Origin of the sequence: Rhizobium sp. AN5 (genome assembly GCF_900215255.1) — a bacterium.
GTDB classification, from domain to species: Bacteria; Pseudomonadota; Alphaproteobacteria; order Rhizobiales; family Rhizobiaceae; genus Agrobacterium; species Agrobacterium tumefaciens.
Window position 1 is genome coordinate 2,671,424 of record NZ_OCMJ01000004.1, and the last position, 14,104, is coordinate 2,685,527.

Annotated in this window: 8 protein-coding genes; all 8 read right to left on the minus strand. The window is 59.2% G+C overall.

The features are described 5' to 3' along the window. Positions 1–50 precede the first annotated feature (50 nt). Positions 51–3,608: a double-strand break repair helicase AddA gene (gene addA, locus CRP02_RS25660; RefSeq protein ID WP_097172653.1), complete on the minus strand. Its 3,558-nt coding sequence runs from the start codon at positions 3,606–3,608 to the stop codon at positions 51–53. Beyond that, on the minus strand, positions 3,598–6,783 hold the full coding sequence (addB, locus tag CRP02_RS25665; protein WP_097172654.1) for a double-strand break repair protein AddB: 3,186 nt from the start codon (positions 6,781–6,783) through the stop codon (positions 3,598–3,600). Before addB ends, addA begins: the two co-directional genes overlap by 11 nt. Then, positions 6,780–7,517, minus strand: a complete 738-nt coding sequence (locus CRP02_RS25670; RefSeq protein ID WP_097172655.1) for a nucleotidyltransferase family protein — start codon at positions 7,515–7,517, stop codon at positions 6,780–6,782. Before CRP02_RS25670 ends, addB begins: the two co-directional genes overlap by 4 nt. A gap of 23 nt (positions 7,518–7,540) precedes the next feature. Then, positions 7,541–9,046: a tRNA (adenosine(37)-N6)-threonylcarbamoyltransferase complex ATPase subunit type 1 TsaE gene (gene tsaE / locus CRP02_RS25675; RefSeq protein WP_097172656.1), complete on the minus strand. Its 1,506-nt coding sequence runs from the start codon at positions 9,044–9,046 to the stop codon at positions 7,541–7,543. Continuing rightward, positions 9,043–11,625 (minus strand): sensor histidine kinase, encoded by a 2,583-nt coding sequence (locus tag CRP02_RS25680; RefSeq protein WP_097172657.1) that lies wholly within the window; start codon positions 11,623–11,625, stop codon positions 9,043–9,045. The genes tsaE and CRP02_RS25680 overlap by 4 nt, the downstream gene beginning before the upstream one ends. 208 nt (positions 11,626–11,833) lie before the next feature. Further along, a complete protein-coding gene (gene ahcY, locus CRP02_RS25690; RefSeq protein ID WP_003516323.1) occupies positions 11,834–13,234 on the minus strand; it encodes an adenosylhomocysteinase in 1,401 nt (466 codons plus the stop codon). Positions 13,235–13,362: 128 nt separating this feature from the next. Then, positions 13,363–13,638, minus strand: coding sequence for an HPr family phosphocarrier protein (locus CRP02_RS25695; RefSeq protein WP_003516321.1), 276 nt, complete (start codon positions 13,636–13,638; stop codon positions 13,363–13,365). Positions 13,639–13,649: 11 nt separating this feature from the next. Beyond that, positions 13,650–14,051, minus strand: a complete 402-nt coding sequence (locus CRP02_RS25700; RefSeq protein WP_003516318.1) for a PTS sugar transporter subunit IIA — start codon at positions 14,049–14,051, stop codon at positions 13,650–13,652. Positions 14,052–14,104: the final 53 nt, after the last annotated feature.

Sequence of the window (14,104 nt, forward strand, 5' to 3'; positions counted from 1 at the left end):
TCCACTATCGATGTGATGCGGGCGCGTCGAAATTTCAATGCCCCGGTATCTCACTTTGTCTTTATTGCGGCAAGTGCTTGCATCATGGCATCGTCACCAACCGTCATAAAAGCGGCATTTTCCGTATAAATCAGCGCGCAGACAAATTCCTTGCCGGGATAAAGCGGTGACAGAATTTCGCGATAGATGGCAAGCTGTGCCGTGTGGGAGAAGGGTATCTCGTGCGCGTCGCGCGGCGGCACGCGGTTCGTCTTGTAATCGACCAGAATGACGCGGTCGCCATCCACTGCCAGCCGGTCGATACGGCCGGAAACCGCGTAATGCTGCCTGCCGATCGTCATGGTCCCCATAATGGAAACTTCTGCGCGGCTATTGGGCGAAAATGCCGGCTGCACCGCTGGTTCGGACATGACCCGCAAAACCGCCCGTATCAGATGTTCGCGCTCGGCAGACGGCCAGAACCGTGCGGCCCGTTCGGCATAGCGGCGGGCTGCCTCTTCCCGATCACTCTCGGCAAAATCCGGCAGGGCCTGCAGCATGCGATGCACCAGCCGACCGCGTTGCAGCGCCAGCGAGGAGACATCGGCTTTTTCGCCGAAAAGCGGCGAACGCACGGCAAGATCGTCCGCACCGTCATCAATGATGGTGCCCGCGCCGGAAGGGCTGAGTGGCCTCGGCAATGATGGCAGGGCGGGCAAGGGGGTAAGAAGCCCCGCCGGGAGAGCATATTCTTCTTGCGTCTGTGGTTCAGGCAGCCTTTGCGGAGCGGGGGTCGAACGAGCATCGGACTTGCGCCAGACAAGCCCCTGCCACTCTTCACCATCGGCCATAAACTGTTGCGGCTGGCAGTGCTTTTCATTGTCGGCAAGTGCTGCCTTGACGATGGCGTGCCAGCATTCGGGATTTTCCTTCTGGCCGCGATAACCGCAAACGACCAGATGATCGGCGGCACGTGTCATCGCCACATAAAGCAGCCGGCGATATTCGTCTTCCGCGGCCGTCTTCAGGCGTTCCTCATCGGCGCGAATGAGATGATTGGAAAAACCGCTGCCAGGCAGCCAGACGGGGAAGGCATCCCCGTCTGCTTCAACGAAGCGCAGTTTCGGGACATGACTGTGGTTGAAGGCTTTCGAACCACCATCGACCACAAAAACGACAGGCGCTTCAAGACCCTTGGAGGCGTGCACGGTCATGATCCGCACTTCACCGCGATCCTTGTCCTGTTCGCGTTTCACCTCCGGCGAATCCGTTTCCAGAACGGATAGGAAGGCTTGCAGGCCGGGCAAGCCGGTCCTTTCATGGTCAAGCGCAAAGGACAGGAACTCGTCCAGAACGTCGCTGGCCTCGTTGCCGAGACGACCCAGGAACTTTTTGCGCCCGTCATGCAGGGTCAGAACCGCCGCGAAGAAATCATGCACCGTTGCTGTTTTCGAAAGCGCGATGAAGTTTTTGAGCTTGTTGGCGACTGCGGAGAAGCGGCTGTTATCGTCTTGCGAAAGCGTCTGCAATCTTTGCCACACGCTCTCCGTATCGGATCGCGTGGCAGCGACGTCGAAAACATCGTCTTCGGAGAGATTGAAAAGCGGGCTTTTCAACAGCGCGGCCAGAGAAAGGTCATCCTCAGGCAGCACGACAAAACGGCCAAGCGCCAGAAGGTCCTGCACGGCGATGTGATCAGTCAGGCGAAGACGGTCGGCACCGGCGACGGGAATGTTCTTGCGCCGTTTCAGCTCACGGGTCAGCGCATTGACGAAAGCATGGCGTTTTCTGACCAGGACGAGAATGTCGCCAGGCTCGACAGCGCGTTCCACGCCCTTTTCGATGATTGTCTGGTTCCCGATCATGCCGGCAATGCGCGCGGCGATCCGGCGGGCAACGATGGTCGCCGGCGCGCTTTCCCGAAGTGCATCGAAAGGTGCCGTCCAGTCTTCTTCGTCCTCGGCGGTTTCCGGCGCCACCATATCCCAAACTTCCACGGTGCCGGGGTGGCCGGCGCGATTGGAGCGGTGTTCGACTGGCTCGTTATCGGCGCTGAGGCCGCTGGCATTTTTAGGGTCCGAAAAGACCTGATCGACGGCGGCCAGCACATCTTCCGTGGAACGGAAGGACAGCGGCAGGCGGATGCGGTGAAATGCCTGCTCCACCGAATCGACACGCCTTTTGGTCTCGTCGCGCTCCTGCGAAAACCGTTCCGGCCGCGCGCCCTGGAACGAATAGATCGACTGTTTTTCATCGCCCACGGCAAAAAGCGTGCGCCGACCCATGCGGGCGCTCTCGCCGCTGAAGAAATCCGCCGCCAGCGACTGAATGATCGACCATTGCACAGGGCTGGTATCCTGCGCCTCATCGACGAGAATATGGTCGATACCCTGATCTAGCTTGTAATGCACCCAGGCGCCCGCCGTATCGCGGTTGAGGAGATTGGCGGCGCGCTCGATCAGATCCTCAAAATCGAGCTGGCTTCGCTGCTTTTTCAGATCCTCGAAATCGCCGATCAGTCTCTCAGCCAGAACAAGCGCGCATTTCGTCGCCTCCAGCATTCGCACCAGACGATAGCGGTTGCGACAGGCAACGACATGGTCCCGCGCAAGCGTCAGCGCGTCGACGAGATCGGGTGCGGATTTCTGCATGCCCTTGTTGATGACATAGGCATCGGATTTTTTTTCGCCCTTGGCTGTCAACAGCGCAGCTTCGATGAATTCCATGCGTCGCACAGAATCCGTCTGCCGTTTCGCTTCCCGCAGGGCATAAGCGACATCTATGACGCGCGATCCGCCCACTTCGTCAGCAAGCGTCAGATAGGTATCGAGGGAAAGCCCAGAGAGACCGGGCAAGGGCCAGAATGCCGCCGCTGCCGTTTCTTCGGTTTCACCCGCTTCTATCTGCATCGCATGCCGCAATTGGGCATCGATGCCATCAGCCTGTTTTGCATCGATCAAAAAGGCGCGAAGGGCGCTGCGATTGGCGATGATGGCGGTGAGTAGTGATTCGAGCCCACTTTCGTCCGCCAAATCAAGCACATAGGCGAGAGACTGCGCGAGATCGGTGTCTCCCTCCGTCGAAACCGCCGTTAAAAGCGACCGACGTGCCTCGGCCAGCAGGGTTGTTGCGGCGCGGTCATCAAGAACGGAGAAGTGGCCGGCGACATTGGCCTCCAGCGGGAACTGATGCAACAAGGCTTCGCAGAAGGCGTGGATCGTCTGGATCTTCAGCCCACCGGGCGTTTCCAGCGCCTTGGCGAACAGCCGCCGCGCTTCGGCCAGCTTGATGCGATCCGGCATCTTTCCTTCGATGGCAGCGACGCGATCCCCAAGATCGTTATCCGGCAACGTAGCCCATTCCGCCAGGCGGTCGAAAACGCGGCTCGACATTTCGGACGCCGCAGCCTTGGTATAGGTGAGGCACAGAATTGCGGAGGGTCGGCACCCTGCCAGAAGCAGGCGGATGACGCGCTGGGTCAGAACATGGGTCTTGCCGGAACCGGCATTGGCCGAAACCCAGGCAGAACTTGCCGGATCGGAGGCGAGCCGCTGCCGGTCGCTCGTCCAGTCGATCCAGCTCTGCGGGCTATCAGTGGCGGGCCCGTGATCGATAGGGTCAATCATCATCGCCGTCTCCCGGTTCTGCCGTCGACCATTCCGAAACCCGGGCGAGGTGGTCATATTCCCCACCGTAGGATTGCTGCTCCTCCGGCACCAGCCGCGAGGCAAAACCGTTCTCGTTATCACGCAGCGAACGCACGAACTTGGCCAGCTGATCGATGGATTCGGTTGCCAGCTCGATTGCCGATTTCGGTGCTTTTTTGCCACCCCGGTTGGAGTGTTCGTTGTTCACCTGTTCGGGAAAGAAACGGTCACCCGGCCGCAGGCGCACATAGATAAGGTTTTCCGGTGTCTGCGAACCCGCCTCGCGGAAAGCGCCCCGCATCAGTGCTGCCGCTTCCAGCGCGAGCTGCGGGTCGAGCAGCGCGCGCGCCTGATTGACTGAAGGCGCAAGCCCCGTTTTGTAGTCGATAATATCCGCCTGACCGCCGGTCTTGATATCTATGCGGTCGGCGATGCCGGTCAGCCTTATGCCTGCCTCGGGGATTTCCTGTCCGGCACGCGCCTCGAAAAAGCTGCTGCGGATGGATGGATGTCGTTCCTTCTCCCAGTCGATAAAGGCGCGTGCCACCGCCTCGAATCGCGGGCGCCAGATGACATCGACATGTGCAGGAAGATCTTCCGCGTCGAAACTTTCATCCAGAATACGCTGCATGGCCTCGAGGGATGCCGGCGTGCCGGGAATATGCCCCTCGCGGGAATAGCGCTCGATGATTGCATGATAGAGCGTGCCACGGTCGGCGGCATTGGGATCGCGGTTGAAGCCATCAAGCGGGTTGAGCTTCAGGATACGCCGCGCGTAGATCGAATAGGGGTCGCGGCGCAGTCTGCCCACTTCGCTGAAGGAATAGCTCTTCGGCTGCAAGTCGGCCGGCGGTTTGGGGGCAGGGCGCTTTGCTGCTTCCTGATCGATGCTCGCATCCATCAAAGCCGCCCAGTGGCGATAGGTCTCGCCGCGCTTCTTCAGTTGGTCGGCAAAATCCTCGCCGCCGAGTGCCAGCAATCGCTGCAGCCAGCGCGATGCGACTGCGGGTGTCGAGCCCTGTCTGAGCGCGCGGCTGTAGAAAATCTGCCGTGTCCCGTTCGCCATCTCGAAATCGTGCGCCAGCTGGCCGATGCGCCGCTCCGGCGGTTCCAGACCGATGGCTGTCTTCATGTTGCGGGACAGAAACGGATTGTTTGCCGTCTGTCCCGGCCAAAGCCCTTCATTGAGGCCGCCGATTACGACAGTGTCGACGCTTTGCAGTCGTGCCTCGAGCGCACCGAAAATGAAAATGCGCGGATGGCGCATGGATCGCGGCTTGATCGATTCGCCAGCCACCAGTGCCGCGAAGATATCAGCCCATTGCGGACCATCCGCATCAAGGATTTCGCCGCTTTCCATCAATTCGCCAAACAGGCCGGAAAGCTTGTCGCCTGCCTCGCCGGACCAGAGAGGGGCAAGATCGTTGTTGTCATCCGCGCAGATAGCTTCGATCACCCGGCCCGTCCGCTCGGCCCAATCGGAAAGCGGCAATTTGTCCGTGAAAGACCGGCCTGAGCGGTCGCGACGCACGAATGCGCTGCCAAGCGGCTCTGTCGAAACGGCGATCCGGCGTGCCAGATCGCGCGCGGCGTCTACGCTTCCCTCGGGCAGTGCCAGCCTCCAGGCAGGCGGATGCCGGTCATCGCGTTGCGCTGCCAGTTGCGCATCGAGAACCGCCTCCAGATTGCCGATTTCGGTTTCGACGCGGCCGCCTCTAAGTGCGATCAATTCCAGCGCCTTTGATGCTTTTGTAAAAGCCTCCAGCGAAAGCCCGAAACGGCTGAGCGGATGTTTCAGAAGGGAAATGACCGGCACCGGATCTCCGGGCCTGAGGATCGCTTCCAGTGCGAGTTGCGTCAGTCCGGCCTGCGGCGTGGCGGAAAGCGGCGTACCGGCGGAATCGTCGGCTTCGATACCGAAGCGCTGCAATTCCGTCGCCACACGCCTGGCCAGTCCGCGATCGGGCGTGATCAGCGCGGCCTGAGACGGGCGGCCAGCGCCCGGCGCTTCAAGCGCCAGCCGCAGCGCCACCGCAATTGCGGTTGCCTCTTCGCGCTCGTTGGCAGCTTCTATCAGGGTCGCTGCCGCAAAAGCATCGTCGAAAAATCCGGGTTGCTTGTCCTCACGCCAGCGGTTCCAACCGCTGGTGGATTTGGCAGGAGCAAGTGCTGCCGAAAAAACCGCCGCGCGTTTTTCAAGATCGCTATCGATGGCGCCGATCTGAACGACATCGTCTCGCATGATGTCGAGCTTCTGCAACAGCATGTAGAGCCCGTATTGCGAATGGGTGCGGCTTGAAGGATCGGTGGGGTCCTCGGCAATGGCCTCCCATTGTTCCTCCAGCATCGTAAGATCAAGGCCCGGAAGCACGACGACGCCCTGGGGCAGGGAGGCGACGGAGGCGATAAGGTCTGCTGCTGCCGGAATTGAGCCCGTGGAGCCCGCAACGATGATCGGTCCGGTGTCCGGCAGGTTGGCAAGCCGGTTCGCCTCCGCCCTCAGGATACCGTTGCGATGCCGGCCTGCGGAGCTTCGGTTGAGTTCGGCAAGACGGGCAGGCCAGAACACGCTGGCGATTTTCAGGAAATCCGCCGTCAGCTGCCACCATTGGGCGTGATCGCCGGTATCGAGATGCGCGAGCGCCTCCCATTCCTTTTCTTCCGTATCCATCGCATCGATCACTTCGCCAAGCGCGCGTGCCAGCCATATGGCGTCGGCAGGGCTGGCGGGGGCGACGAGTGGTGAGTCCGAATGGATGGCCCTGATGGCGTCCGGCAGGCTGTTGCGCCACGCCAGAATGAGTCGCGCCAGCTCGATCTGCCGGCCGGTGCCGGAAATCGGCGGCGCCAGATCCATGATCTCAGGATTTTCGATCTCGAAGAAGCCGCTGTCGTTATCGGTTTCGCCAAGCGGCCGTATCAGTGGCAAAATGGCGGAACGGCCGCCCAGAAGATCGACAAACTCTGAGCGCAGCACGCGGGCGGAGCGCCGGGTCGGAACATAGATCGTCACCTTGGCAAGCGAAAGCGGATCCGCAGGGTCGTATTTATAGCCGGCTGTCAGTGTCCCGTCACACAGCGTTTCCGCGAGCGTTTTGAGGAACGGTGTTCCCGCAGCGATCGTCAGGACGCGCTTTGCGTGGTGGGTCAAAGTCATGCAGAGCGCTTTTCCCTGTATTGCCGGATGATACTTTCGGCATCGTCTATCGCATCGGGAGTGCCGACGGTGATCCAGTGGCCATCCAGTGAAAGCCCGAAAAGCCGGTCTTTCTCGATGGCGCTGTCGAAATAGATATTCAGGTTGAAAGCATCCCCCGGCGCATCATTCAGCAGGTGCGACTCCATGGCAATGGCCCCGGCATAAACCACCGGGTTCGGATCACCGTCGAGATATCGCGCCAGTCTACCACCGGAAGAAAGGTTGAAATCCCTCTTGCCGTTATGACCGGTGGTACGGTCCATATCGACGCAGAGCATCGCCATATCCATGCGCGTGGCATCGAAGAATTGCGCAAGCTTTCGCAGGTTGCTGACGGCATTCAGCTGTTCGCCAATCCAGAAAAGATCGGCATTCATGACGAAGACGGGACCTGGCTCCAGAAGTTTCAGGCCCTTGGCAAGCCCGCCACCGGAATTCATCAGCTGCGACCGCTCGTCGGAAATCAGGATTTCAGCGTCGGTACGGGTTTCAAGATGGGCGATCATCTGATCGGCATGGTGATGGACGTTGACGACGATCTTCTCGGCGCCGGCCTCGACAAGGGCGTCGAGCGCGTAGTCGATCATCGGTTTGCCGGCGATCTTGACGAGCGGTTTCGGGATCGTATCCGTGATCGGGCGCATCCGGGTGCCGAGCCCGGCGGCCAGCACCATCGCGTTCTTGATCGTCATCGTGGTCAACCGTCTTTCAGTCTTTAAAATTCCATGCCCATATGGACGCACCAGTCTTTGAGCGGTGCCAGTTCGGGATGCGAAAGTGCTGCGGAAAGATAGCGAAACGTCCTTGGCATATGTTTCATATAACCGGGTTTTCCATCGCGTTCCAACAGCCTTACCCAAATGCCGGCCAGCTTGCAGTTGCGCTGCGCCGACATGATGGCGAAAGCCTTGAGAAAGGACGCCTCATCGAAGGACGGCTCGTCTCGTCTAATGTCGAGATAGTGCGAAAGCAGGCGTTCCTGCAGTTCGGGCGAAATGGTAACCCGCGCATCCTGCACGATGGAGGCGAGATCGTAGGCCGTCGGGCCGATCATCGCGTCCTGAAAATCGATCAGTCCGACTTGCCGGATGCCGCTATTCTGTTGTTGCCAGATAATATTCGGCGAATGGAAATCGCGCAGCAGCAGCCCCGTTTCGCAATCGGCGAGCGTATCAATCAGCCTGTCCCATAGGGCGTAATAGTCGCTCTTTTCGCTATCGGTAAGCGGCTTGCCACGCTTATGGGGCAGATACCATTCTACCAGCAACGAAACTTCGATCTTCATCGCCTGCCGGTCGAAGGGCGGAACCTCATAGGTACTGCTGTCACCCACTGGCAGCAGATCGGGCCGCGGTGCCTGATGAAGGCCTGCAAGGCAGGCGACGCTTTGCAGATAACGTTCCTCTATCGGCGTTCCGTCAGGCGCAAGCACCCCATCCCGCCCGAGGTCCTCCAGGAGGAGAATGCCCTGATCGGTATCCGCCGCCAGTATTTCAGGCGCGCGAAAGCCGCTATTTCGCAGATAATTGCCGATCGCCACGAAGGAACGGGCATCCTGGGCAAGATGGGCGATTTCCGCATAGGTCTTGCCGTCAGCAACGATCGCACCTCTTAGAGGGCGTCGCCAGTCCATCAGGATAAGGTCTGGACCATCGGTGGAAATGGTCTCATAGGCGCGTGTGGAAGCATCTCCGCTTAGAAAATGGCGGGTCGCATCGCCCTTGCCATTTTTCGCAAGAAAATCGCGAATGGCAAAAACGCGCTCAAGCCGTGCTTTCTGTTTCGCGGGAGCATCGATTACAGCCCGACGCCCGTCACCGGAGTGTTCCAGCCGCAGGCTGATGGTCTGGTTTGGCGGTAGGATTTCGGCGGCAATATCAGGCCACTCGATCAGGCAGATACCGTCTTCCAGCATCTCGTCGATGCCGAGTTCGTCCAGTTCCGAGACGTCAGACAGTCGGTACAGATCAAGATGGGCAACGGGAATACGTGTTGGATAGGTCTGGATGATCGTGAATGTGGGGCTTGGAACTTCAAGATCAGGTGCATCCGCCATCGCCCGGATGAAGGCGCGGGCGAGGGTGGATTTGCCCGCGCCAAGATCTCCGATCAGCGCGAGGCAATCGCCAGCTCCCAAAGCCAGCGCCAGATCTTCGCCTAACCGGATGGTGTCCTTTTCCCCATTGAGGGAAAGGGTGATCGGCAGGATATCGTCACTCATTCTGCGGCGATTGAATGCGGGTGCACGCCCGAAGGAATGCGGCAGGTGACGATGGTGCCGTTGCCGGGCCGGCTGTCGATGCTGACAGTGCCGTGATGCAGGCTGACGAAGCTTTCCACGATAGAAAGGCCAAGGCCAGCGCCGGTCCGCCGCCCGCCGTTGCCGCGCGTCTCGAAGCGGTCAAACACGGCCTTGAGCATATCTTCGGGGATGCCCGGTCCCTTGTCCGCCACCGAGAACAGGAAGTCACCCTCGCTGCGCTGGCATGAAAGCTGAACGGAAGACCCTTCCGGCGCAAAATTGATTGCGTTGGTGAGGAGCTTGATGAGGATCTGCTTCAGGCGCTGGTGATCCGCCACCAGACTGCCGAGATGCGCGGGTGCGACGATCTCGAGCGAAATACCGCTTTCCTGTAGCCGGTCGGCAATCTGCACCGAAACGTCATCTAGCAATTCGTTGAGATCGTTTTCCGAGTAGTTCAACTGCATGATGCCGGCGTCGACGGTCGCGAGATCGAGGATGTCGTTGACGATGGTCAGAAGAACCGAGGACGAGGTGGAAATATGGTCGAGATATTCCGCCTGCCGGTCCGTCAATTCTCCAATTCCCGGGGTCTTCAGGAGATCGGTGAAGCCAATGATATTGGTCAGCGGCGAGCGCAACTCATAAGAGACGTGCTGCACGAAATCGTTCTTCAGCTCGTCGGCCTTGAGCAGTGCGTCGTTCTTTTCCTTGAGCGCCCGCTCGGCCCGCACGCTGTCGGTCATGTTGACGAATGTCAGCATGGTCTGCGCATCCGGCAGCGGAATAATGGCGTAGTCGAGCACCAGGCCGGAGAGTAGCTCCAGCGTTCCCTGTCTCGACGGGCGTTCATCGTCAAAGCTGGTGATGAACTGGCTGAAAGAGCGCCAGCCATCCGGCTTGTCGTAGGATTGCGTGCAGGCGGTCTCCACGGCGCGGATATGGGTTCCAGTTTCCGCCTGCTCGGCGGTAACGCCCCATAGGGCCCTGAATGCCGGGTTGGAAAGGCGAATACGTCCGTCCGCACCAAACACGGCGACACCTTCGGCCAGATGGTCGATGGTTTCGCCCTGCACCTTCACCAAGGTGTTGTAACGCATCTGCAGATCGACCTGTTCGGTCAGGTTCTCGAAAACCCATGTCGCGCCACCCTGCGGGTGGGCGGTCGCGATAACCCGCAACGTCTGGCCGTTGGGCAGGTGCCACAGATCGGTCTTGGTATCGAGAGAGCGGTAAACGGAGAGTGCCGTCTCTTTCCAGTTTTTCCAGTTCAGCTGCTCGGGCAATTTGCCGGCGGTGCGCAGCCTGTCGAGAAGCTCGGAATTATCGGGGCCGGATTCCAGGAAAACCAGATCGAATCCCCACAGGCTGGCAAAGGCCTGATTGTAGAATTGCAGCCGCTGCCGGCCGTCGAAAATGGCGACGGGCGTTGCGAGATGATCCAGCGTTTCGGCGTGGCTTTTCAGAACCCGTTTCATTTCCTCCCGGGTGGTTTCCGCTTCGGTAGCATCGATGGCGATGCCTGCAGAACCGCCCGCCGTCTTGATATCGACAACGTCGAAGAAGGTACGGTTCCCGGAAACCACCGTCGAAATGCGATCGTGGTAGGGGGAACTCGGCGTAGCGGCCGCACGTATCTTCTGCCGGGTAACGGTGTTCAGAAGCTCGCGTTTCTCCTGAATGGTCTGTTCGGCATCGCGCGCATCCACAGCGTGCGCATAGGCGTGGTTCACCCATATGAGTTCGCCTTCGCCATTGCGCCGCCAGACGGGCTGTTCGATCGAATCGAGAAGTTCCTGAAAGGTGGAGACCGAGGCGATCAGGCGCTCGCGCTCCACCTGCAATTCGGCCAGTTCGGCGCGCAGGTTGTTGAGGGCGACGAAACGCGCGAAGGCATTGCCGCCGGAAACCCGGCCTTGAACTTCAATGACTTCGCCGCGCTGCGTCTCGATGGTCAGATCGAAACTCTGTGCGTGGCTGCGAAGTTTTTCGAGGGATTTTTCAAGCTGGCTCGCGGATGATGGCTTCAGCCAGCGCCCGAAGGCCAGAAAATCGTGATCCGCCTGCGGTGCGCCCGTCTCTACGGGCAGTTGCCCCAGGAATTCGGGGCGCTTGTCCACGCCGTCCCAGATGACGATGCGCCGGCTCTTGTCGGAGATAAGCGCCTCGTATTTCGCGATCTTGTGGTGGGATTCTGCCAGCGCCTTGCGGTATTCACCGCTCTCCGCCTCGATATTACCGCGCTGGCGCACCAGCCAGACGACGGAAAACAGCGTTGCCGAAATCATGCCGACAAAAAGCGAATAGGTGATGGTTTCTCCGGATGAAAACAGCCGCGCGCCGGTCTTTGCGACAAGACCGTCCTGCGCCAGCGCCACATTTGCAGAGCCGGCGAGAACCGTGCCGGACATCAGGACGGGAAGCCGCGAAAAGCCTGTGCGCACAGCACTGATCGCCAGCCGGCAACGCGCCATGGCCGCGCCCAATGCCACGCCAGCATGCGTGTTTTCAACGCGTTGAACTGTCTGCTCGCGCAGATCCGAATTGTGAACCGTCATCCCCGGTCTGTCTCCGTCCTATGTGCCGCATCTTCGACAAGACATCCCATTTCGTCCCCGCCGCCCTTTGGCGTGTCCGAATCAAGTTCGATGACAATACCGTCTTCATAAATCTGCGGAAAGGGAGCGCGCAAAAAAGATGCCGCGCGCTTTGTCAAGCGCACGGCATCTACATATTGTGTAATTTCAGTGGATATTAACTATGAAATTAATATCTGTAGTGTTCTGCCTTGAACGGACCCTGCTTCGAGATGCCGATATAATCAGCCTGAAGGTCGGAAAGTTCGGTCAGGCGCACGCCAAGCTTCTCGAGATGAAGGCGTGCAACCTTTTCGTCGAGGTGCTTCGGCAGCACGTAGACTTCGTTCTTGTATTCACCCGGCTTGGTGAAAAGCTCGATCTGTCCCAGCACCTGGTTGGTGAACGACGCCGACATGACGAAGGAAGGGTGACCTGTGGCATTGCCAAGGTTCAGCAGGCGGCCTTCGGACAGCAGGATGATGCGGTTGCCCTTCGGGAACTCGATCATGTCGACCTGTGGCTTGATGTTTGTCCACTTCAGGTTACGCAGCGAAGCGACCTGAATTTCATTGTCGAAGTGGCCGATATTACCGACGATGGCCATGTCCTTCATCTCGCGCATGTGCTCGATGCGGATAACGTCCTTGTTGCCGGTGGTGGTGATGAAGATGTCAGCGGAAGACACAACGTCTTCTAGGCGAACGACCTCGAAACCGTCCATGGCGGCCTGAAGCGCGCAGATCGGGTCGATTTCCGTGACCTTCACGCGGGCGCCAGCGCCCTGCAGCGAGGCGGCAGAACCCTTGCCGACATCGCCGTAACCGCAGACCACGGCAACCTTGCCGGCCATCATCACGTCGGTTGCGCGGCGAATGCCGTCTACCAGCGATTCCTTGCAGCCGTATTTGTTGTCGAACTTGGACTTGGTGACGCTGTCGTTGACGTTGATGGCCGGGAAGGGAAGGAGGCCCTTCTTGGCGAGATCGTAAAGACGATGAACGCCTGTCGTCGTTTCTTCCGTCACGCCCTTCAGCGCGTCACGCTGCTTGGTGAACCAGCCGGGGGAAGCCTTGAGGCGCTTGTTGATCTGCGCGAAAAGAATTTCCTCTTCTTCCGAACCGGGGTTGGAAAGAACGTCCTCACCGGCTTCGGCGCGCGCGCCGAGCAGAATGTACATGGTGGCATCGCCGCCATCGTCGAGGATCATGTTGGAGAGGCCGCCATCGGTCCACTGGAAGATCTTGTCGGTATATTCCCAATATTCCGTCAGGCTCTCACCCTTGACCGCGAAAACAGGAATGCCAGCCGCTGCAATGGCTGCTGCCGCATGGTCCTGCGTCGAGAAAATGTTGCAGGACGCCCAGCGGATGTCCGCGCCCAGTTCCTTCAGCGTCTCGATGAGGACACCGGTCTGGATCGTCATGTGAAGAGAACCGGTGATACGCGCGCCCTTCAGCGGCTTGCTCTCGCCGAATTCCTTGCGGCAGGACATAAGGCCAGGCATTTCGGTTTCGGCGATGTCCAGTTCCTTGCGGCCGAATGCGGCAAGGTTGATATCGGCGATGATGTAGTCCTTCTCAAGGCTCATGAAGTTCTCCAGATCAGAAATGCCATGCCTATTGGCCCGGCTTTTAAACGTAGCAGGGGTTTAGCAGGCCAAAAACGATCTGGCAATAACGATATAAAGAAGTCTTTATGTCTTTATATGGGGTGGGGTCAGGCTTCTTCGCCGAAGCGGTCGGCAACAAGTGCCTCAAGTGCGGCGAGCGCCTCTTCCGCCTGATTGCCGCTCGCCTCGACATAGACACTGCATCCGGGGCTGGCCGCCAGCATCATGAGGCCCATGATCGAGGTGCCGCCAACGGTCATTCCGTCCTTCGACACCGTAATCGTCGCGTCGAAACCCTCGACCATCTGCACGAATTTTGCAGATGCCCGGGCGTGGAGACCGCGCTTGTTGATGATCGGCAATTCCCGGGAGTGAGGCGACATGGGCTGACTTCTTATTTGCCGCTTAAAACGCGGCTGGCGACGTTGATGTATTTGCGACCGGCGTCGGATGCGTCCTGGAGCGCCTTGTCCATGTTGTCTTCGCTGCGAACGCCGGCGAGTTTTATCAGCATGGGAAGGTTGACCCCGGCGATGACTTCGACATTGCCGTTGTTCATGACGGAGATGGCGAGATTGGACGGTGTGCCACCGAACATATCCGTCAGAATAATGACGCCATTTCCATCATTGACGCGCGTAACGGCGTCGATGATATCCTGCCGGCGCTGATCCATGTCGTCTTCGGGACCGATACAAACCGTCTCGATCAATTTCTGGGGACCGACGACATGCTCCAACGCATGGCGAAACTCCTCAGCCAGCTTGCCATGGGTGACAAGCACTAGTCCGATCATGAAATGCTCCCTTGCACACGCACTCTCATTGCCGACTATCGCAACGCGGCAAT